This window comes from Amycolatopsis sp. GA6-003, from assembly GCF_046267895.1.
In the GTDB taxonomy this organism is placed as follows: domain Bacteria; phylum Actinomycetota; class Actinomycetes; order Mycobacteriales; family Pseudonocardiaceae; genus Amycolatopsis.
In genome coordinates this window covers 7714670-7737832 of the sequence record NZ_CP176499.1, presented here as the reverse complement: position 1 = coordinate 7737832, position 23163 = coordinate 7714670, and the positions used below count along the sequence as shown (strand labels likewise).

General features: G+C 66.2%; 8 protein-coding genes. 2 read left to right on the top strand and 6 right to left on the bottom strand.

Going from position 1 to position 23163, the window contains the following annotated elements:
* Positions 1 to 250: 250 nt before the first annotated feature.
* The 3 genes from F9C12_RS34905 to F9C12_RS34895 all read right to left on the bottom strand — a co-directional run bounded on the left by F9C12_RS34905 (position 251) and on the right by F9C12_RS34895 (position 6170).
* Complete coding sequence (locus F9C12_RS34905; protein WP_409186006.1) at positions 251 to 850, bottom strand: SMI1/KNR4 family protein; 600 nt, start codon at positions 848 to 850, stop codon at positions 251 to 253.
* A 46-nt stretch (positions 851 to 896) separates the two neighbouring features.
* A complete protein-coding gene (locus tag F9C12_RS34900; RefSeq protein ID WP_409463272.1) occupies positions 897 to 5132 on the bottom strand; it encodes a DNA/RNA non-specific endonuclease in 4236 nt (1411 codons plus the stop codon).
* 153 nt (positions 5133 to 5285) lie between these two features.
* Positions 5286 to 6170, bottom strand: a complete 885-nt coding sequence (locus F9C12_RS34895) for a hypothetical protein (protein WP_409463271.1) — start codon at positions 6168 to 6170, stop codon at positions 5286 to 5288.
* A gap of 448 nt (positions 6171 to 6618) precedes the next feature.
* On the opposite strand from F9C12_RS34895, the gene F9C12_RS34890 reads away from it, so the two are divergent.
* On the top strand, positions 6619 to 9741 hold the full coding sequence (locus F9C12_RS34890) for an RICIN domain-containing protein (RefSeq protein ID WP_409463270.1): 3123 nt from the start codon (positions 6619 to 6621) through the stop codon (positions 9739 to 9741).
* 825 nt (positions 9742 to 10566) lie between these two features.
* Positions 10567 to 13749 carry an RICIN domain-containing protein gene (locus F9C12_RS34885; RefSeq protein WP_409463269.1) on the top strand — a complete coding sequence of 1061 codons (3183 nt, stop codon included), beginning with the start codon at positions 10567 to 10569 and terminating at the stop codon, positions 13747 to 13749.
* Between the two features lie 1728 nt (positions 13750 to 15477).
* Here the strand turns inward: F9C12_RS34885 and F9C12_RS34880 are convergent.
* From F9C12_RS34880 to F9C12_RS34870, 3 genes are all read right to left on the bottom strand, one after another.
* Positions 15478 to 15978 (bottom strand): NB-ARC domain-containing protein, encoded by a 501-nt coding sequence (locus F9C12_RS34880; RefSeq protein WP_409463268.1) that lies wholly within the window; start codon positions 15976 to 15978, stop codon positions 15478 to 15480.
* A gap of 461 nt (positions 15979 to 16439) precedes the next feature.
* Positions 16440 to 16715 carry a hypothetical protein gene (locus F9C12_RS34875; protein ID WP_409463267.1) on the bottom strand — a complete coding sequence of 92 codons (276 nt, stop codon included), beginning with the start codon at positions 16713 to 16715 and terminating at the stop codon, positions 16440 to 16442.
* A complete protein-coding gene (locus F9C12_RS34870; protein ID WP_409463266.1) occupies positions 16712 to 22981 on the bottom strand; it encodes a PA14 domain-containing protein in 6270 nt (2089 codons plus the stop codon). Before F9C12_RS34870 ends, F9C12_RS34875 begins: the two co-directional genes overlap by 4 nt.
* Between the last annotated feature and the right edge of the window lie 182 nt (positions 22982 to 23163).

Here is a 23163-nt window from a genome sequence, read left to right as displayed (position 1 = left end):
GAAACGCGAGAACAAACCCGATCGAGGACACTGGCCCGATCGGGCAGTTCGCGCAGCGGCGACGGGACGATCGGGATGCGGCACAGGCCCGGCCGACCTTTCGCAAGATGGCTAGATGCGGTTTCTTCTCGCATTAGGTGTTAGCCGAAGGCTGCGCAGGAAAGTGCTGCTCACCGGCAAGGTGGCATCACTGCATGCACGGTTGGATCGCGTTTCCTCGTCAGCCAGGATTCCAAATAGTCTGTCGACGTCACCGATACTCAGCGTGAGGCAGCCATCGGCCGTCGCCCAGATACGTCGACGGTACTCGGAAAATCTTCGGCAGGTCTTCGAGCGACCAGCCGAAGATGTTTTCATCGTCGGCCGAGGTGAGGACTTCCCAGATGACCTGCGTCATGGGGCCGTCGTGTTCACGCCACTCGTCCATGCTTTGGCCATAGCGGGCGACGCGCCACTGGTTCGGGTCCTCGGAGTCAGTTAACCAGAAAAACATCCCGCCCTCGCCGTCGCCTCCCCACGGCAGCAGCCCTCCTTTCTCCGGAAAGAGTCGATAGTCCACGTCACTGAGATAGACATTCCTGTACTCATCCAGCATTTTGATGATTTCGAAGGTTTCTTTTTCTATGAAATTATCATAGTTCGTCCGAGAATCTATCGGATTGATAACCGTTATTACATCACGAAAGGATCCCGACGGGAATCGGGAGAACAACTCCTTGTAGTCATCAGGAAGCTTTGTGCCAATGTCGTCTTCAACAGTTTGCCAGGTTCGCGCCGGTTGCACCCGGCCATGCCATTGAACGGCTTCAACAATCATGTCGAGCAGCCGAGAACTCCCGGTCGCGACCATCTACTCCTCCCTGCCCTGCCAAGAAACGCAGCCCGTCAACACCCTGTCAGTAGCAGCCTACGGGCCTGCCGACGTTGCCGCCACCCTCTTTGTTCTCGATCGTGACACGGCAGTAGTAGCCGTTGTTGCCCATTGCGTCGATAAATATCCACTGCGGCGCGCGCGCTGTTTTGTCAGGATATTGAACTCGGACCCGGTAAATAATCTCCGTATTCGTGGTCGGGGACAGTGCGTTAGCGGCAGCTGTTTCGAAATTCTTCACCTCAGGATTGTTCACTCGCTTGTACTGGTTGACGATATTGATCAGCTTATGGGAACCATGGAATCGAGCAGGGACAAGGTGCCCGGCCTGGAAAATCGCACTGTCGTAACCAGCGGGCTTTTCTCTGTTCCCCGGATTTCGGATGCTTTCGGTGGCACACACTTCTCCGCTGGTCGCACGCAGTTTCGGTTCCCCGAGGTACGTGAAAGGCTCCAGGTCTCCGTTGCGCGGAACGTTTTTCTCCATTGTTCCATTAGCGCATTCGTCGAACTTGAACCTGTCCTTGATCGGGTCGAGCCATGGTCCCGGGTCGGGTTTGACATCGGGCACGGGCTTCTTGAGTTCTTCTTCTTTGTCGACGACGGTGCAGGGCTCTCCCCCGCCGCCGGCTAGTGCGGGTGCGCGGCATTTGATGAGGCCCCGGACGTAGTTGCGGAGGTTGGTGGTGATGCGCCGGGCGGCGACGACGGCGTCTTTGAACGACCGGATTCCCTTGACGATGCGGACGGTGGCGGAGACGGCGTCGGGGATTTTGGAGAGGACGGAGATGAATTTGAACAGGGGCAGGGCGTTGACGACGGTCATGATGCAGGCGATGAAGTCGCCTTCGGTGAAGCATTTCTTCGCGTCGGTGTAGCCGATGAGGTCGAGCAGGACCTGGCCGCCTTGTTCGGTGATGAACCCCATGAGCCCGGCATTGGCCTTGGCGCGGTTGTTGTTGTAGTCGTCGACTCCCTGCTGGCCCTTCTCCTTGCGGAGGACGGTTTCCTCGTCCGCGGTGAGCGCGGGGACCTCGCTGTCGTCGTTGATCGCCTCTTCCGCGGCCTTGCGCTGCTCCTCCTCGTCGGCCTTGCGCAGCTCCTCTTGGAGTTTGGCGAGTTCGGCTTGGATATCCTTCGCGTCGTTGGCCGCGTTCTTCGCGCGGGTTTCGGCGTCTCGGGCGTAGTTTTCGGCGTTGGTGGCCGCGTCGTTGGCGTCCTTGGCGTGCTGCTCCGCCCGGTCCGCTGCCGCGCGCGCGGCCTCGGCGTCCCTGGCTGCTTGCGCTGCCGCCTGTTGCGCCGCGGCGGCGTCCGCAGCGGCGCGGGTGGCCGCGGCGGAGGCTTCGTTGGCGGCCCGGGTGGCGTTGTCCGCGGCGGTGCGGGCGGCGCGTGCGTCGGCTTCGGCCTGGTCAGCGGACAGCCCGGCCAGGGCGGCGTCGGCGGCTGCCTGGTTCGCGGCAGCGCGCGCGGCTTGGGCGTCGGCCTGGGCTTGGGTGTCGACGACGTTCGCGTCGGCGGCAGCTTGGCGGGCGCCGGCGGCTTCCTTGGCGGCCTCGGCTGCGGAAGCCTGGGCGTCGGCGGCGGATCGGGCGGCAGCGGAGGCCGAGTTGGCGGCGTTGGCTGCTGCTTGGTAGGCGGGAGCGACTTCCCCAGCGGCGTTTTTCGCGGCTTCGGCGGCGATGCGGGCGCGTTCGGCGGCATCGTTGGCGGCGGCCTGGGCGGCGTCGACCTGGCTGGTGCCGGTGTCGCGGGCCCGGTTGGCGACGTTCTGCGCGAAGTCGGCGTCGACATCGGTGCCGGCGAACGGCGCGGCCATCCCGATCGCGGAGTCGGCCGGGTTGGCGATGCCGGAGGCGGACTGCACCGCCGCGCTCGCCGCGCGGGTGGCGATGCCGGCTTGCAGCGCCGCGGTCGAGGCTTCCACGGCCGAGGCGTTGGCCTCGTCTTGGGTGCGCTGCGCGGCCTCTAGCGCCTGCGCGGACTTGACCGCGGTCTGCTGGGCCAGATCGGCGGCGTTGCGGGCGTTCTGAGCCGCGCGCGCTTCGGCCGCGGTGGCATCGGCAGCGGCAGCGTTGGCGCGCATCGCGGCCTGGTGAACCAGAGCGGCCTCAGACTCCGCACGGGTGGCGTCCTGGTCCGCGCGAGCAGCGGCAGCCTGGGCTTCGGTGGCGGCGACACGGGCCCGCTCCGCTGCGGCTTCGGCGTCGTCGGCAGCGGCTCGGGCCTGGGAGGCTGCTGCCTGTGCGCGGTCGGCGGCGGCGCGGGAGTTGCTGGCCGCGGAGTTCGCCTGGATCGCCGCGCTGCGGGCGTTGGCCGCGGCGGTGCCGGCGGCGTCGGCGTCCGACCGTGCTTGCCTCGCGGCCGCTGCGGCCTGGTCGGCATCGGCGCGGGCCTGGTGCGCGGCGTTCCAGGCACGGTCTTTGTCGGCCTGAGCCACCTCGACCATGCCCTGCGCCTTTTGCGCAAGGGCCTCGAGGATCTCGGCCTTGCGGTTGAGGGTCTCCGCGGACTTCGCTACTTCGGCGGCGTAGTCGCGGGCCTGGTTCGCGTTGGCTTCCTGGGTGCGGGCGTCGGTGTCGGCGTCGCGAGCAACCACTTCCTGGCGGCGGGCGTCTTTGCTCCGGTCTGCAGCGATCTGTTCCTGCTGCTGGGCGGCACCGCGTTTCTGCGCGGCAATGTCAGCCTGTCCTTCGGCCTCGCGGCGTTTCTGGGCGGCGACGTTCGCTTCGCGCACCGCGACGTCGCGTTGCTGGGCTGCTTCGCGCTGCTTGGCCTCGGCCTCGGCACGTTTGGCCGCGGCCTGCTGCCGGTTGGATTCGGCTTCGGCGCGTTTGGCCGCGGCGGTGTCGCGTTCGCGTTCGGCGGCAGCGCGGGAGTCCTTGACGTTCTGCGCGTGCTGCTGCGCCTGATGCAGGGCGGCGAGGGCGTCGGCGTGGGACTGCTTGGCCCGGGCAGCGGCGGTGGCCGCCGCGGCGGCCTGGTCGGCGGCGGCCTGGGCCAACTGCTTCGCTGCGACCGCGTTCACCTCGGCGTTGGCACGCCACTGACGGGCGTTTTCCTCGTGCGCCTTGGCTTTCTCCGAAGCGTCCGTGGCCGCGGCGTCCGCGGCGATCGCGTCGACGGCGTGTGAGGCGGTGTCGGCGGCTTGTTTCGCTGCGGTCGCGGACGCGCCCATCGCCTGCACGACCTTCGCCCATTCCGAGCCGTGCGGCATCCCGTTCTGCACCAGGATGTTCGCCTGCGCCACCGCCGCGCCGGCCGCGTTCTGAGCGTTCTGGGCGTCGGTGGCCGCGTTGGCGACGTGACGGGCGACTTCCTCCTTGGCCCGCTGGTACAGCTCCGCGTGGTAGCTGTGGCCTGCCTGATCGGCGGCGAGGGTTTTCGCGATGTCGCGGGAGGTGTTGGCGGCGGCGGTCATGTCGTTCGCGGCCCGTTCCAGGGCGCGGACTCCATCAGCGTGAGCGGACAGCAGGTACCGGCGCGCGGTCATCGCCCGCGCCGTGCGCTGCGCGAGATCGGACGCGGCCTCGGCCTCCTTGCGCTGACGCTCCAAATCCGCCAAGTGCTTCTCGCGGGCAGCGGCGTCGCGTTTGGCAGCCTCGAGATACCCCGTGGCGAAGAACTGCTCGATCGCGGCGTCCCCTTGCGCAAGCGCGGCTTTCGCCGCAGCCGACACTTCCGGTCCACCGCGGTCGGCGACGATCTGCACAAAAGCGCGTCGCCGGTCCCTGTACGCCTTGTTGAAGGCGTCGTTCTTGCGGTCCTGCTCGGCCGCGATGTCGCGTTCGTAGGCGAGGAAGTTCTCCCGATCGCGGGCGTCGCCTTTCAACGCCCGTTCCACGGCCGCGTTGAACACCGGCCCTCCCTGCCCGGCCAGCGGCTCGATCAGCGCGCGGTTGGCCGCGTCCGCGTCGGCTTTTCGTTTCCGTGCCTTGGCCCTGGCGTCCATGTTGCCGTGCGCGAAGAACTCGTCGATCGCGCCCGCGTCGCCGGCATCCGTGCGGCGCAGCGTCTCCCGCGCGGCGTCCCGGACCTCCTGGTCTTCGTCATGATCGGCGATGTCGGTGACCAAGTCCCGCTGCATCTGCTTTATCAACGCGGCGTCCTCGGGATCCAGCTCCCCCGCCGCAGCCGCATGCGCCGCGACAGCAGGCGGCTTCTTCTCCGGCGGCTGCCACTGCCCGTGAATTGCCGTTGCCGCCGACGCGGCGACGGCGTTCGCGCCCTCCCCCGCGGTCACCGCCAGCAGGGCGGCCGTCATCGCGACGACGAGACCCCGATGCCATCCGGATACCACCGCGGCGTGTCTTCTCGGTCTTCTGGACAGTCTGCGCACAGCAACGCACCCCTCGTCAACAGAACAGAGCGCACGGCACCGCCCGGCGGAGCCGCGGAAGATCAGCGGAGAACGGGTTCAGGCGGGTTTCGACATCCGGTCGTAGCCCGCCTGGGCCTGGCCCGAGACGTCGGTCCAGTGCAGGGTCTGGCCGGTCGCGAACGAGTCCTCGCCGGTCCAGGCAGAGTGGTTCTTCTTCGCCGATGCGGCGACCGCTACCCAGATCGGGTCGGTCTCTCCCGAGTATCGGTCCACAATGGACTGCCAGTAGCGGGCCTGCTCGGCGCACTGCCGCTGCTCGGCGTCCCAGACCGAGCGCGCGGCGTCGGCCTTCTCCTTGGTCGTCGCCCACGACCGGGCGGCGACCGCGCGCGCCTGCTCAGCGGCCGCACCGCTGGCGGCGAGCGCTTCCTTCTCGGCTTCCTGGGCGTCGGCCAGCAGCCCCGGGATGAGCGCGTAGTAGCGCGCTCCTGCTTCCTGGCTGCGCTGCCGGAAGAACTCGATATCCAGTTCCGCCGCAGCCGCCCAGTCGGTCGCGTAGAACTCCCGGATATCGGCGTCCGTGCTGCCCTCGCGCAGCGCGTGCTGCGCCGCGAGCCGCACCTGCTCGCCCGGATCGTGCTGCGCCAACGACGCTACGAAATCCCGCTCGGCCTGCGCGATGACCTGCCGATGCGCCTCGTCTGCCTCGCGGTCCTGCGTGTCCCGGGCCCTGGCCGCGGCGAATCCCGTGCGTGCGAACGCTTCCCGGTCCGCGTCCGTGCCGCGCAGCGCCCGGTCAGCGGCCTCGTGCACCCGCGGCGAGTACGCCGCACTGTAGGAGACCAGCACCCGCTGCGCGAAATCCCGGTTGCGGGCCGCGTTCTGCTGAGACCGCTGCCGGGCCTCCGCGAAACCGGTCAGCACGAACGCCTTCAGCGCGGCCTCCCCGTCGGGCGACCGAATCGCATTCCATGCCGCCACTCGGACTAATATCTCCGAATTGTACAGAGCAATCTGCCGGACCATCGGATACCAAGCCGAATCCTCGATTGCGGAAAGCCGTAAAACCGGAATTCCTCTGCCCGCGAGCGGATCCGCCGCGGAATCCGCGACACCAGCGGTTGTCAGCAATGCCGCGACCGCGACACCGGCAGCAAGAGCGCGTGAAAACACCGAGTCCCCCCCTGCTTCCCCTCCACTCGGGATCACCCGAACGTGGAAACAATGGCAGGAAAAACGCACCTCGAACGGGTGTATGTGACGATCATCACATGCCGTAACACCAGCATGGTCTAGACCGATCACACTCTCAGTAAAGGTGTGATTACACGCCTCGATGCTCGTTAATTCACGCGCATCGAATCATTTCTTGTCGCGCGTTCATGCGCGTATTCCTGGTGTGCGATTTCATTTCGGCAGGGGGAGTCTCGTGACACGATCCGACCCGTTATCCGCTCCGCGCCCAAGACCGCGGCACCGGCGCCTTGCCCGCGCGGCTGCCATCGCTATCGCGGTTGGCGTCGTCGCCGCGGCGGCTCCGAGCATCGCGGCCGCCGACACGCACCGTCCCGGCACCTCCGCTGAAATCCCGGCGGCTGCGGCGAACCCGCCCGGGTCCAAGCCCGGGAACGGCAACCGGGACACTCGGCTCGCCGTCGGTGGCGACCTGACCCCGGCACCGGCCAAAGGCCCGGCACCGGCCGGACAATCCTCAGAGTCGGAGAAAGGCACCGCGGCCGCGTTGCTGGGCATCGTCGCCGGACCCGAACTGCTGATCCTGTCCGACCGAGACTTCGTCGCGGCGATGTACCGGGCCGCAGACGACCTGGACAAGCCGCGCCCGCTCGAACCCTTGCACCAGACCGTGCGCGAACGCGCCATCGACGCGCTCACCTCCGGCGGCGACGCGGCCACCGCCTACATCAAGACCGGCATGGCCGCCGCCAACGCCGCCGACCAGAAACTCGTCGCAGAACGCCTCCAACAGCAAAACAAGGAACGCGAAGCGAAAGCCAGAGCCGCCAAGGTGATCAGCGTCGCCGTCACCGACACCGACCTGGACAAGACCGTCTACGACTTCATCGTCCTGCTCGACCTCAAAGCCGACGACCACAAGGACACGGCCGTCAAAGCCGCCGCCCGAGCCGCGCTGAAAGGCAACGCCCAGGACCAATGGCGATTCCTCACCGACGGCATCATCGCCGAGCACGACAAAGACACCAAGCGCCTGACCGACGAGGACACCACCCGCGACGAAGCGCAGAAGGCCGAAGCCAAAGCCCGCCAAGCACGGGTCACCGCAGCCTACTATGCACTGCAGTTGAGCATCACCGTCGACGATGACCTGGCGAAGCTGCCCGATCAGAACTTCCTGCGCGAAGTCCTCAAACGCGCGCCCAAGGACACCCAGGTCTACGTCGCCGCCTACGAAGCCTTCCTCAGCACCAACCCGGCCGACTGGAAAGCCTACGTCGACACCGGTGCGCAAGCCGCCTGGCAACGCGACACCGACAAAGAAATGAAGAAGACGGACGACGCGAACATCACCGCCATCACCGTGATCCGCACTCGCGCGTACAAGAGCCTGGTCCACCAGGACCTCGTCGCCGCAGCCGACGCCGCACTGCAGGGAAACCCGGTCGATCGGGTCCGGTTCGTCGCCACCGGCCAGCATCAACACGACTACCAGTCTTTCCGGACCTACGAGTCGCCTGACTACGACTCCTACATCACAGACTCGGGCGGCACCGCCGCGCTGAACTCGTGGACGCCGGGCGAGCATCCTGAGATGAAGTGGAAAGTGGTCGGCGGTCTCAGCGACCCGAGCTGCTTCTCGTTCGAATCCGCCGTCCGGCCGAACTCCTACCTCCACTGGCGCCAGCCGCTAGACGGCAACAACGCGAACGTCCAGGTCGACCCGACCGACGACACCGACAAGTTCCGCCAAGAATCCACCTGGTGCGTCAGAAACCCCCCGGTCAGCAGCCGGCGAGTCGTCATCAGCCCGGTCAGCGCTCCCGGCGGCTGGCTCTACCTCCCCGGCGCCACACCCGGCTGGGGCACCGACGACGCTGTAGCCTGGTACCCGGAGCAGCCTCAGGTGCCCAATCCGTTCGACCGGCTCTACAACCAGATCCCTGAACTGCACGTCGGCATCGGCAAACCAGTCGGCGACCCCGTCATCAACGACGACGTCACCGGCTACCGGGACTACGAGACAGGCCGTATCTACCTGACCCACGAAAAGGGACATCTGGTGGCCTCCGCCATCAGCAAGGGGCCCGCGCTCGACAAGCTCGTCAAGCTCTTCGGATCGTCGTTGCTCCAGCAGACCATCTATGCCAATTACAACCCCGACTTGCCCGGTTCCACCTTGGGCCAGCTCATTCCGGTATTGCGGCAAGGAGACGACCTCCTCATGTACGTCGTCTGGAGCCCGCCCAGCGGTGCGCATGAAGTCCACGGCCAAATCGGCAAGACGTGGAATGACAACCACGGCACCTTGGGCTACCCCACCACGGATGAAACGCCATCGCCTACCGGCGGAGCTCGCTACAACCGGTTCACCGGCGGATCCGTCTACTGGAAAGCCACGACCGGCACGCGCATCGTGTCCGGGGAGATCCACAAGAAATACGCCGCGCTGAACTACGAAAGCGGACCACTGGGCAACCCGGTCACCGAAGCCACCCCGTTCGGCTCCAACGGCGGACTCGTCCAGCGCTTCGACGGCGGATCCATCTACTACACCCCCGCAGGCGGTGCCATGGCCGTCTACGGTGCCATCGGAGCCAAATACGCCGAATTCGGCAAGGAAACCGGAATCCTCGGCTACCCCGTCGCCGACACCGCCAAGACCGCCGACGGCAAGGGCGAATTCCTCACCCTCAGCAACGGAGCCTCGATCTACTGGTCCCCCGCCACCGGAGCACACGCCGTCTACGGCGCGATTCGGGACAAGTGGCTCTCCCTCGGCGCGGAGAAGTCCTTCCTCGGCTTCCCGACCAGCGACGAACTGCCCCTGCCCAAGGGCCGCCGCAGCACCTTCGCCGACGGGCGGATCGACTACAGCAGCGAAAGCGGCCTCACGATCGCCTACTCCCTCGTCCCCGTCACCGCCAAAGCCGTCGAATTCAAGGGCGTCCAGTCCGGACGCTGCATCCAGATCGCCGGAGTCGGCAACGACGCCAAAGCCGACTTCGCCGGAGCCGAACTCTGGGACTGCTCCCCCACCGCACCCAAACAGATCTGGGACGTCGTCGACCTCGGCGGCAACAAATACGCCCTGAAAAACCGCAACTCCGGCAAGTGCCTCGACCTCTACGCCGCAGGCGCGGACAACGGCGCGAACATCGCCCAGTACACCTGCCACAACGGCGCACCCCAGCAATGGGAAATCACCACCGCCCCCGGCAGCGCCATCGCACTCCGCAACGTCGCCTCCGGCAAAGTCATCGAAGCCGCCGGGAACCAAACCGGCAACGCCACGCTCATCCAGCAATGGATGGACCTCGTCCACCCCAACCAGCAATGGACCATCATCCCCGTCTGACCGCGCAACACCTTGACGAGCCGGTCGCCGACACTCTGCTCGGCGGCCGGCCCTCGTCGCTTCGTGGCGCGGGAGATGACGCCGCGCTTCATGTCGTTCGAGTGCGTTCGGGTCGCCGCTCGCGATCCCCGGCAGGTCCCGCTCGTCAGCTTCGCGACCGCAGTGTCGCGACCTTTCGTCTCGGCGAACCCGACTATCGCGAACCACGCGTGGTCCGCGACGCTGCCCAACAGCACGCGTGCGCTGCCACGTCATCTCGGCTGAATACGTCGCGTTGTAGGTGCTGAAGGTCCACTGGACTAAGGTCCTATTACGCGCGGCGCTCGCTTGAGCGTTCCCGCGCCCCACAGAGCCCGGTCAGCACAAATTGCCACAGAACGGCTTCCGCACCCGAACGAAGTACATTCCACGCGGCGACACGCACCAGAATTTCCGCGTAATCCGGCGCTACATAGCACGCCATCGAATACCACAGCGATTCCCCAATGCCGCAACGCGTGCCACTGAAACCGCACTCGTCAGTTCTTGCGAAGCAGCTTCGACAGCCGTGGACACAGCGACGTTCAGCGGAGTTGCCACACCGAGGCCAGCGATCATCAATTACGACGGCACGACTCGCTCAGTCACCGGGTGCACACGACTACGCGACATCAGAAATTTGTCAGACTTTACCCACCTTGATCCAAGATGCGATTTATATCACATATAATCCCGATGCTTGTAACACTCGGACCGCTGACAGGTATTTAAAGCCTTGCTTGCTTACGTGATCCTAGCTCCTTGTGAAAACCATCGCGCTCATGCATCTCGTGCGCGTGTGCGCATTTGCTTCTTTCGTTCGAATTTAGCCAGGCTGGAGCATCCGTGACCAGACAAAACCTCCATCCCATGCCGCATCCGCAGCGTTCACGACCATTGCTCACGAATCTCGTGGCCATCAGCCTCGCCGCCGCCGTGATCGGATGTCCCGCGCCGTCCGCTGTCGCGGCCACGCAGCCAGCGCCGAGTTCGGCCGGGACGCCGCACGGAAGACCCGCGCCCCCTGCTGGAACCGACGCCAGCCCGCCGCCGAAACCCGCCTCGGCGCTGCCCACCGGGCAGCTGCCGCCGCTCCCCCGCGCCCCGGTGCCGTCCGCGCGTCCGCTGGCGCCGGCAGCGGAACACGCTTCCGATGTGGAAAAGGCCGACGCGGCGGCGATCCTGGGGATCGTCGCCGGGCCCGAACTGCTGGTCCTGTCCGACCGCGACTTCGTCTCCGCGATGTACCGGGTCGCCGACGACCTCGACAAGCCCCGTCCCCTCGATCCCCTGCACCAGCGAGTGCGCGAAGAGGCAGTCGCCTCGGTCATCAGCGGGGACACGGCCTGCACCGCCTTCATCAAGACCGGGATGGCCGCGGCGAACAACGAGGACCAGAAGATCGACCGCGACCGCCGCGAACAGCGGCGCCTCGAGCGCGAGACCAAAGTCAAAGCTGCCGCGATGCTCGGAATCCCCGTCGGCGAACTCGAACTGGCGAAGCCGGTGTACGACTTCATCGTGTACCTGGACCTCAAGGCCGACGACCACAACGACACCGCCGTCAAAGCCGCCGCGCGCGCCGCCCTGGCCGGCACCGCCGAGCAGCAGTGGGCCTTCCTGGCCTCCACCCTGGCCACCGAGCACCAGAAAGACCTCGACCGCCTCACCGACGAAGACAAGTCGAAGACCGAGGCGCAGAAGACCGAAGCCAAGGCGCGTCAAGCACGGGTCACCGCGGCCTACTACGCCCTCGGCATCAACATCACCACCGACGACCCCATCGCCGCGCTGCCCGACCAGAACTTCCTGCGCGAGGTCCTCAAACGCGCCCCCCGGGATACCGACGTCTACACCGCCGCCTATCAGGCGCTGCTCAGCACTGACCCCGCGGACTGGAAACGCTACGTCGACACCGGAACCAAGGCCGCCTGGCAAAGCGACCACGACCGCGAGATGAAAAAGCGCGACGACGAGAACATCACCGCGATCACCGAGATACGCACCCGCGCGTTCAAGGCCAGAGTCCACCCCGCACTCGTCACCGCCGCCGACACCGCGCTCGCCGGCACCCCGGTGGACCGGGCGATCTTCCTCAGCACGGGGCAGCACCAGCACCTCGCCCAGACGCTGCGCACCCCGATCCTGCCCGACCCCGACCACTACATCGCCGACTCCGGCGGCTCCGCCGCCTTGACCACCTGGTCGCCCGGCCCCCATCCGGAACTCACCTGGAAGATCGAGCCCGGGCTCGGCGACCCGGGCTGCTATTCCTTCGAGTCAAACACCCGCCCCAACAACTACCTCGTGTGGACCGGCAACGGCGAGGGCGTCACCGCCCTGACCGGCATCGCCACCCGCGACGGCAGCGCCGCGTACAAGTCCAAGGCCACCTGGTGCGTCCAGGAATGGGGCGACTACGAAGGCGCACTAGTCCTGCTCGCCCCCGCGGGGGACCGCACCCGCTACCTCTGGCTTCCCGGCGCCACCAACGGCGTGAACAACTACCCGCCCCTGTGGCGCATCGAAGACCCGCAGGCCCCGCATCCCATCGACCGCTTCTACAATGAAAGCCCCGTGCTGCGCAAAGCCATCGGGAAACCCATGCACGACGCCGTTCTCGACCCGGACAACACCGGCTACCGCGAATACGAGAAGGGCCGGATCTACCTGTCCTACCGGGGCGCGAACACCTGGGTCGGCTTCGTCTACAACGGACCGCTACTGGACAAACTCCTCTCGTTGGGCGGCCCGAAAGCCTTGCAGGGCTCCCTGGAGAACCAGTGGGCGGCACCGGACAACATCGGACAGGGACTGTTCCTGCGTCGCCCGGACAACACCTACCTCTACATCATGTGGAGCCCCGACTCCGGCGCGCACCTGCTCTTCGGCGGCATCGGCGGCTACTGGGCCAACCACGGCAACATCGACACCTTCGGCTATCCCACCACCGACGAAATGATCCACAGTCCCGACAACATCTCCTATTTCCACTTCACGCGAGGCGCGATCTACTGGCTGGCCAACTCCACGCCCGTAGCGGTCACCGGCGAAATCCACAAGAAGTTCGCCGCGCTCGGCTACGAAGCCGGCGCGCTCGGGCACCCGCTGTCCGGCGAGCAGAACCTCGGCGCCGACGGACGCCGCGTCCAGCGGTTCTCCGGCGGCGCCATCTACTACACCCCCGGCACCGGAGCCGTCGCCGTCCACGGCCAGGTATACGACGCGTACGCCCGCCTCGGCTACGAAACCGGGATCCTCGGCTACCCCGCCACCGACACCACCGCCACAACCGACGGGGCCGGCCGCTTCAGCAACTTCACCAGCTCCGGCGGAGCGATCTACTTCCACCCCACCACCGGCGCCCACGCCGTCTACGGCGACATCCGCGCCAAATGGACCGGGCTCGGCGCCGAGAAGTCGTTCCTGGGCTACCCCACCAGCGACGAGTTCGCCCTCCCGAACGGACGGCGCAACACCTTCCGCAACGGACGGATCGACTGGAGCAGCGAAGGCGGCGGCACCGTCGCCTACAGCACCACCACCGTCACCGCGAAAACCATCCAGCTCAAAGGCGTCCAATCAGGACGATGCCTCCAAGTCTCCGGCGTAGGCAGCGACGCCCGCGCCGACTCCCGCGCAACCGAACTCTGGGACTGCTCAACCACCGCACCCAAACAACTCTGGGACCTCAGCAGCCTCGGAGACAACAAATACACGCTCACGAACCGCAACTCCGGCAAATGCCTCAACCTCAGCCGCGGCGACATCGCCAACGGCACACCCATCACCCAGTTCTCCTGCCACAACGGCATCGAGCAGCAATGGGAATTCACCACCGCACCCAACGGATCCCTCGCACTGCGCAACGTCAAGACAGGCAAGGTCATCGACGCCTACAACAGCGGAACCGCCAACGGCACTCTCGTCAACCAATGGATGGACCTCGTCGGCCTCAACCAACGCTGGACCCTCACCGTCGTCCAATAGAGACACCAGACAGAGCGGTGGAGGCCATCGCCCACGAATCGGCGACGGCCTCCATCGCGACGACCTTGCCTCAACCAGGGGACAGTGCGCAAAACACGGTCAGAGCCTCGTCAGACTCCCGATTGCGGACACGGGTTCGGAAGTCCCCGGTTCGGCCCGGACCCGTCCGAGTCTCGCCAACGTCACGCGATAACCCTTGTCACCCGGTCTGCAACAACCGCCCCTCTCAACCAGACGCGAACAACAGGAGCGCCGACGCAAAGCCCTGCACCGCACGACATCAGCTAACGGACCAGACCTCGCCAACGAGCACGGCCAATGCCAGCGACCAACTACTTGACCCCAGCAGTCCACGCTTCTCGACACAAGTGAATGAAAACCAGCGACTCCAGGTAAAATCTCAGGTCAAGAAGTGGTCCCCGCGCGAGCGGGGGTGGTGGTCCCCCGGATCCGCATGCCACCGCCTGTCCGCCATCGTTCTCCCCGCGCGAGCGGGGGTGGTCCGGGTCGCCGTCCGTTCCACTCCCGGTTGCTGTGGTTCTCCCCGTGCCAGCGGGGGTGGTCCGGAGGGCTGGCCCAACCGCGACACCGGCAACGCGTTCTCCCCGCGCCAGCGGGGATGGTCCGCTAGCGGCGATCTCGCATTCGAACGGCCGCGGATTCTCCCTGCGCCAGCGAGGGGCGATCCCCGGGATGAGTCCGAGGTCAGGACCTCGTCGGCGTTCTCCCCAGCAGGCAGGGATCCGTCGAGGACCTCGGTGATCTCCGTCAGCCTGCAGTTCTCCCCGTGCAAGCAGGAGCGGTCCCAGCAAACCCGGTCAGCCGGGCAGGCTGAGGCCGTTCTCCCCCAGCGAGCGGGGGTGTCCGCATAAACCCGGCCAGCCCCCGGCAGCGCGGGTCTTCCCCGCGCGTGCGGGTGTCCCAACACGACGAACACGACGGCCGAACCTCGGGTCTTCACCGCGTTGCGAGGGTTCCGGCTCGGTCACGATGACGATGCCGCCCGACGCGTCTGCCCCGCGTGCGGGCGATACCATCGGCTGGACCACGCGGCAGAGCTCGTCATCGACGTGCTCCGAGCTCGAACTTGGGCTGACATCCTCGATCTCTTCGACCGACGACCGAACACCAATCTTCCTCGTCGCCCAGGCTCTGGACAACACGTCCGCACCGCGAGACAACGCGGGTGGCCATGAACGCGCAATGCGCATTCATGCAAATTTTCGTGGAGCAGATCTGGAGCAGGACCGTGGCTCCAACACCGCCGAACAACGTTGAACCGCGCTCAGACGCGGTCAACTGCGGCGTCCGTCCAGCAGTTTCTCGATAACCGCAGGTCAGGGACGTGCCCGGCCCACTCTGGCAGTGAGGGGGTCAGGGGTTCGAGTCCCCTTAGCTCCACCGTGACGAAACGCCGCCCACCGGATATAAAGGTCCAGGTAGGGCGGCTTTTTCGCCATACCTCATCATGAGTTTTGTGTCCCCTGACTCCAGCTACCTTCCAGTAGCTGGAGCAAGCCCTGACCCCATTTCACATCGGTGCACAACAGCGCTCCAGAACTTGTCCCCGGCCCGGGTGATCTGCTGAAGGTTCTTCAGCGTGCTGCGAGCCGTGTTCGCTGCGTTATTGCGCACAGGCAACCGAGATAGTCACAAGCCGACATTTCCTGCATCACCGACTTCGGCTCCGGTCATTCGTCACCGCCTACGGCAGCCACGACATCGCCGTCAGCGCGAGCAGCAGAAACCCCGGGTCCCGGGACAGGTCGTCGCATTCTGGTCGAGCCTGCGGCTGGTCGTCGAGGACCGCCTCCAAGTAGGTGTGGGCTCGGCTTCACCGGAAACTCCGACCTCCACCCGATGCCTGCCGCGGCCCCGCAACGCGTCGTCCTTCCGCCGAGTGGTCACCAGCAACTGCCCAGCCGCAACTGCCGGAGGCCACAGGCCCTGCAAGTCGGACGGGCGTTGCACGTCGTCAAGGACTACCGGCCATCTGCGGTCATTGGCGGCCAGCCACTGCAGCAACCGCGCCACGCCCTGTTCCGGTGCCGAGTCTTCCATTCCGGTCACATCGGCAACCAGCCGCGCGTACGCGGACACGATCGCATCACCGGAACTGGCGGCAACCCGCACCAGCAGGTCCACTTCGCCGGAAGCCCAGGCTCGCTTGGAGAACTCCGCGGCCAGCTGGGTTTTGCCCACGCCGCCGAGCCCGGTCAGCACGCACACGGCTGGCCTGTCAGACGTCGAGAGCCGCGCAGCGCCCCGATTCGGATGCCGGTCGATCGCCCGGGACTGCTGCCGCCGCTGAAATGAGACCGCCAGCGGCGGCACTCCGAACCGGTACGACCCCGACGAAGTCACGCACGCTGCGGGTTATCGGGCCGACATGCCAAGTAGCACTGCGGAACCTCCGGCCTGTGACCGATAGCCGGGATGCAGCCCCGGTTCAGGGCCTGCCTCACGGAGTTGCCGAAACGTGCCTGCCCAGGACTTCTTTCCGCAGCCCTGCCGCGAGAGATGCCTGACGTGTCGAATGTGGCCAAGAGCCTGGATCAAAAGTCGTACTCGACGGTAGCCGCGTCCCCTGCGGCCATCGCACGACTGCCAAACTTGTTCAGGAGCTTCGAGTCCACAACACTGAAGGCAAGCAAGTCCAGAACCCTTCACCTCATTTCGTCCGCAACGACTCAAGAGCAGTCGAGGTCATTAACAAGGCCGTCTACATCGAAATCCTCAAGGGATTTCTCACCCAATCCGTCTTCAGCAATTTTCATCGCAAGAAATCTACGAACTGCATCGCGATTCGGTTGAATGATCAGCACCTTGACCAATTCCTCAGCCCAATCGTCGTATTCAGTAGGAGCGAGTTCCCGATGATCACCGACTCCGTATATATCCCATCTCCACAAGTATTCTAGCGCCAAAGATCGAAGTTTTTTCCATTGTTCCATCCGCCCTGTCATCGCTTCTTCGGAATCCTTCTTCCCTTCGACCCCTTCGGGATAGCCGACACGACCTGACCCCATTCGTTCACTACCACGATGGCATGCTTACCGTGGTAGGCCGACGTTCTCTTTTTAACATTGGTGACAGCTTTTCTCGGGTGTTTGACAGCGTCGATCATTGCCCGATGATTCACCCCACCGTCGCCGCGGCTGCCCATCACACGTTCAAGCCCATGCCTTCTGTAGCCAGTGATAACTCCGCCGATGCGCACTTTACGTGCCTGTGCGACATGACTCGCTCCCCGGATCGAGCGAGTGATTTTCACTGCGGCCCGTATGTACCGGGACGCACCTCCGGTGATCGCACCGACAACGGACTGTGCGGCCGCCGCCCAGTTTCCCTGCGCGGCGTATCCGGCAGCGGCTACACCACTCGCGATGGCTCCGATAGGCCCGGGGATCCACGAAGCAGCCTCGGCAACACGTGTCACCACGTTGATAGCTGCGCTGAGCCAACCCCACATATTTCCGTCAAGGTCGACGGCGTTGATCGGGTCGCCTGCGACGTAGTCGTAGTCGTTGGCGGACCCGCCCTCTACGGGATCGACCGACAGGAACCGGCCGAGCAGGGGGCTGTACGGGCGGGCACCCATCTGCACCAGCGACAGTGCTCCGGCATGCTCGTAGGGTCGCTGATGCTGGCCGAGCCAGCCGTAGTCCATCGAGCCGGGCAAGTTGTCCGGCACGTTCTGGGTGTCCACCGCGCCTGACGAAGCCAGAGGCTGACCGTAGGGATCGTAGGAGCGCAGTTCGCCGACCTGGTGTCCGGCGGTGTCGGTGGAGAGGACGAGGTCGCCGCGGACGGAAGGGTGGTCGTAGCTGGGCGTGAAGGTTCCGTCGTTGCCGAGTTTGCTGGTGTAGAGCACCCCGCCGGGCAGCGTGAGCGACAGCGAGGTGAGGCGGTTGTCGGTGTTCAGGGTGAGGTCGGGGGTGTCGCCGTCGCCGGTGAAGCCATAGCGGGTGACGGTGTTGTTGTCGCAGTCGCGGGGGTCGCGGCGGACGATGCGGTTAGTGGCGTCTCGGGTGTAGGCGATGTCGGCGTTGAGCGCTGGGGTCGGGCCGGTGGTGCGGGCTCCGGTGTTGCGGTCGGAGCCGTCCCAGGTGAGCGTGGTGGTGCTGCCGTCGGCGGCTTTCCAGCTGGTGGTGTTGCCGTCGGCGTCGTAGGTGAATCCGGTCAGAGCGGTGGAGCCTTCGGTGGCGAGGAGCCGGTCGGCGGCGTCGTAGCAGTAGCGGGTTTCCGCGGTGCCCGAGGCGGTTTGGTCGAGCAGGCGCATCCGGTTGGTGTTGAGGCCGGCGTTGGCCTGGGTGCCGACCGGGCAGGTCGTGGACGCGGTAGCGGTGTAGTCGTAGGTGTAGTGGTGACCAGTGACGTAGGCCTCGATCAGGCGTCCCGCACCGTCGTACACGTAGTTGGGCGCGTTGGGCCGGGCATCGGTGCCGCCGAGGGACTCGTCGACGATCGTGCCCGCCGCGGTGCGTCTGACTTGGGAGACTACGTGCTTGTTGTCACTGGTTTTCCAGTCCAATGACAGCAGTCGGGCGGCGTTGTCTTTGCCTAACGCGCTGAGACCCGTACCGTTGGCGTAGGTGACTGAGGCAAGTTCGCCGGCGTTGTCGTACGCCACGCTGGCCAGCACGGTGCCGTCCAGCTTCTGAATTTGGAGGCGCCCGGCATCGTCGTAAGTCGAGGTCAGCGTGCGCGGTGCGTCGGCGTTGCTGGGCGGCGTGATGGTGCTCGACGTGGCCCTGCCGACCTGGTCGTAGCTGGTAGTGGTACGGACCCCGTTGGCATCGGTATAGGCAACGACACGGCCGAGCAAATCAGACCCGGTCGTTATCGTGCCCTGTTCGTCGGAAACCGCGCTGATGAGCGGGTCGCCGCCGACGGCGTAGTCGTGCTTGACGGTGCGTGCAGGTGAGGTCGCCGACGCGGGAACCCGTTCCTCGACGGGCCGGTCGCGGTTGTCGTAAGCGGTGCACGTCCACTCGCCGCCAGTTGCTTCGGCGACGACTCGGCCGGTGGCGTCGTAGACCTGTTCGTCCACGCGGGCCGGTCCAGCTGCGGGGGCGGCCGAGGTGACCAGTTTCGCCAGGCCGCCCTGATTCACGGGTGCACTGTCTGCGACGCAAGGGTTTGCGCGGGTTTCGGCGTCGCCGTAATAGGCGTAGGCGGTCTTGGCGCCAGTCGCCATGGTCTTGCCTGTCTTGCGCAGGTAACCGGTGCCAGGAGTTTCGTAGGAAACCGAGCCGTTGATCTTCAGCCCCGACGGGTTCCCCTGGCCGGAGGTGGCCAGGCCGTAGACGGGGTCGAGGCCGTTTTCGTCGAACCGGGTGGTGGCGGTCTTGTCCGGCACGCCATCCGACTCCGACGCTGTCGTGGAGGTCTTCAGACCGTAGCGCGGGCGCAACGCGCTGCCTGGAACGATTTCCTCGGCTTTGCCGGGGGCGATCCAGTTGAGGTCGAGCTTGGCGTAGCCGCCGTTGTCGTAGTAGTCGATGCGGATCTTCTTCGCCTGGCCCGCGGTGTCGCTGTGTACGGTCGCTTCGCGCCAAGCCGGGTTGCTGACCTGCCAGTAGTCCATGACCAGCTGGTCGTCGATCCACATGCGGATGCCGTCGTCGACGTTGGCCCGCAGCTTGTAATCGCCCGCGGCGGGAAACACGATATCGCCCGTCATGCGGAGGGAGAACGAATCCGCGCTCATCCCGGGAACGACGTCGTTGCTGTACTCCCACGGGCTCTTGATGCTGCCGTCGACCGGGCCGATCCCCGTGCGCTGCACCTTCGGCGCTCCCGACAGGGTCGAGTTGTCGTAGTAGGCGGCGGCCAGGCCGTTGATGCCTTCGTCGTAGCCGTTGTGACCGTGCGGCATCCCGCAGGTGCCATTGGGCTGCTGCCCGGCGAAGCACGAAGTCGGTGCCGGACCGTAAGAGTCGGTAGGCCGGTCTGCGTAGTCGTAGACCGTGGTCGACTTCCGCCCGGCGGCGTCAGTGGTCGACAGCGGCAGGTCTTTCGGATTCCACTCCTGCGCCGAGGTTTTGCCTGCCGCGTCTGTGACGGACAGGGTCCGGTCGGCGTCGTCGTAGGTAACCTTGCTCGCGAACCCAGTGGCCGGGCTCAATCCTGCGGTGTCGGTGTAGCTGGTGCGGTTGGCAGGGTCGTAGCGGTAGGTGGTCTTCGGCCGCGGCTGCCCTGGGCCGGGCGCGGATTCGGTGACGTTGGTGACCTGGGTTTTGCCGTTCTGGTCGGCATATCCGATGGTCGTGTAGTAGTCGATCAGGTTGCGGCTCGCGGGGTCGGCGGCGACCCAGTCCGCGGCGAGCGGGCTGCGGACGGCGGTGACGCGGCCGCCTTCGTCGTAGAGGTAGTCGTTGTTCTCCGCACCCGGGTCTTCGATCCGGGCGAGGCGGCCCTGGACGTACCAGAGTGCGGTGTCGGTGCCGTCCCAGTAGCTGACCCGGCACAGCATCTGCGACGGCGGCAGCGCGTCCGCACCGGCTGGAACCTTGATGCTGCCGTAGCAGTCGTCGCCGGCGCGGTTGTAGTGCAGCGTGTGCGCACGGCCGGAGACAGGGTCCTTGATCTGGGTCAGCCGTGCCGGGGTACCGGTGTAGATGTTCTGCAGCGCGGCGGGTTTGCGCGAGTCGACGGCCGAGGATTGAGTGTCGAGCTTGCCGTCTGCACGGAAGGTGAACACGTCCCCGCCGTCGTGCAGGGTGACGCGGCCGCCGGTGTCCAGCGCGAGGACGCCGTCTTCGCTCTCGGGCGCTGTGTAGCCGCCGGTGCTCTTCTTGGTCCAGGTGTGCTTGGCACCGGTGGCGTCGGTGAGCACGATGTTCTGGTCGGTGACTTTGGCTTCGGTATAGCTGGTGCCGTCGCCGTCCAAATCGGCCGACAGCGTCCAGCCCTGCGGTAGCGCGGGCAGGTCGTTGGTGAACAGCCAGTCCGCCGGGACGATCTGCGGCGCGACGGTGGTGTTGTCGGTGGTGCGGACGAACAGGCGCATCTTCGCCGCGCCGGTGGCTTCGGCGTTCTCGACCTTGATCGGCACCCGCTGGCCCGCGGTCAGGGTGACGTTGGTCGACTGGGTCCAGTTGACGTCGCTGGGGACGCCGACGTCGTAGACCTTCGCGCCGTTGATCCACACGACCGCGCCGTCGTCGTGCACCCCGGCGAACTGGTAGGTCCCGGCGACCGGGGCTTGGAAGAAGCCTTCCCAGCGGGTGACGAACCAGTCCGCGGGCAGCGCGGGCGGGAACGGCGAGTCGGTGCCCCAGTCGACGTTGACCTGCGGTTCCGTGCGCACTAGCACCGGTTGCTGGGCGTCGCTGATCAGGCCGTTGTGCGAGAGGTCGACGAAGTAGGAAGCCTTGAGGCCCTTGGTTTCCCGCTGCTGGGAGTTGAACGTGAAGCTCAGCCCGGCGTTGCCGCCGACGGTGGTGAACGTCGGGGTCTGCTGCGACAGCGACGCGTTGCCGTTGGCCAGGTTCACCGTCACCGGGCCGGCGTCGTCGGTCGGGGACGGGCCGTGGTCGCCGATTCGCTGGTCGGCTTTCAGGTGTCCGACCCAGGTCGGGGTGATCGTGGTGGAGCCGCTGAAGGTCATCGCCTGCCAGGTGTAGGCGACGCCGTCCTGCAGCACTCCGGGCGGGATCGTCCAGGTCGGAGTCGGCAAGCAGCCGGACTCGACGACCACGCCGGACTTCGCGTCCGAACCGGTCGCGACGCGGAAGCAGTACTTGACCGCGTCCCCGTCCGGGTCGGTGACCGGCTTGACCGACAGCGTCGGCGTCAGCGTGGTGACCACCGAGTTGTCCGCCGGAGCGACCAACGTCGTCGCGGGAGCGGGGCTGCCGGTGTCGACGGTGAGAGTGGCGTTGAGGTTCTTGTACGTCCAAACGCCCGGATTCTCCGCGCCGAGCATCATGAAGAACACCGAGCCGTCGCGGGCGTTGACGCGGTCGCGGATGAAGCTCGTGAGGCCTTCGCCGACGAAGCTGCCGACGTCGCCGACGAGCGCGCTGGTCATGTAGCCGCCGACGCCGTTGAAGTTGAATCCCGACGCGTGGTAGAGGTTCGCGTTCCAGGTCTTGAGCGAGCCGACCACGCTGGTGTTGCGGGTCAGGTCCATCCGCGCGCCGACGACGGTCTTGCCGAACAGCGGCGCGTAGTCCATGTGGAACACGCTGCGGTTATAGGTGTCGCCGTTGGCCTGGCTGTTGCCGATCCGCAGCCCGCACGCGTCGCAGTTCGTCCCGTCGGAACGGTAGGAGTGCGATTCGGTCACGCCGTAGGTGAACGTCGGGTCGATCGACACCGGGTAGACGCGCTTGGGATCCTTCAGCCAGTTCGCGTCGACCGAGACAGTCAGCCACCACTCGTTGCCGGTCTGCTCAAGGCCGTAGGCACCGCCGGTCATCGCGGGTGCGGTGTCGCCGTTGCCCGCCGAGTCCCAGGTTTCCACCGGCGGCAGCACGATCTTCGCCTTGCCGTCCTTGTCCAGCAGCGAGACCGAGCCGGCCTTGGCGTCGAGTTTCGGCGTCAGGCCGCCGGTGTTGAGCTTGAACCGCCAGCTCGACCGGCCGTCCGCGGGCGGGCGCTTGAGCTTGATGGTCTCCTTCACCGCGCCCGGCGTGACCTCGTACTCCAGGTCCGTGCCCGCGGCGACCTCGGGATAGGTCACCGAGTCGCCCTTCACCGCGGCCTGCGCGGGAGCGGCCTGATCCAGCGCGAGACTCGCCGTGTGCCCGGCCGACTCGACCTGCAGCACCGCCGGGTCGTTCGCCTTCCCGGCCAGCGACGGGCTCAGCGGATGCTGGTCCGCGTCGGACCGCTTCGTCGCCGGGTCGGCCTTCAGGGTCGTGTCGACCGGCTGCCAGGTGCCCTTGGCGTCCTGGAAGTTCTGCGGCTGGTTGGACTGCCGCACCGAACGGGTGCCGTCCGGGTTCTCGTACTCGGTCGCGAACATCGTCCGCGACACCGGCTTCGACTTCTGCGGGTCGAAATGCGTGCCAGCGCCGCCGTCCAGCCGCGACAGCCCGGAAAAGTCCGCGTTCGACGGTTTCGCAAGCTGGGGCGTGCTCGGCGGCGGCGAGGACAGGAACGGGACGTCGTGCGGATCGACCCTCGCCGGAGCTTCCGCCGGTCGCGCCGGAGCGGCGACTGCTTCCGTGGTGCCGGCCAGCAGCACCGCGATCAGCAGCACCAGCACGGCTCTGAGCACCTGGCTCTTTTCGGCAGCATGCGACAACCGGCGCACGACGAATGTCCCTCCCCGCGGCACAAGCTCCAGCTCGCGCCAACCCGAAAGCACGGCGCCGACAGCGCCGCACAACACCGGCCGGAAGCGCTCATACCCGCTGGCCGGGACACCCGGAAGATCTCGTTCCTCCGGTCTGCGAATCA

Excerpts from the sequence above, each read along its gene's own strand:
- F9C12_RS34875 (WP_409463267.1), bottom strand. The coding sequence starts at position 16,715 with ATGACAGGGCGGATGGAACAATGGAAAAAACTTCGATCTTTGGCGCTA.
- F9C12_RS34905 (WP_409186006.1), bottom strand. The coding sequence starts at position 850 with ATGGTCGCGACCGGGAGTTCTCGGCTGCTCGACATGATTGTTGAAGCC.
- F9C12_RS34900 (WP_409463272.1), bottom strand. The coding sequence starts at position 5,132 with ATGACGGCCGCCCTGCTGGCGGTGACCGCGGGGGAGGGCGCGAACGCC.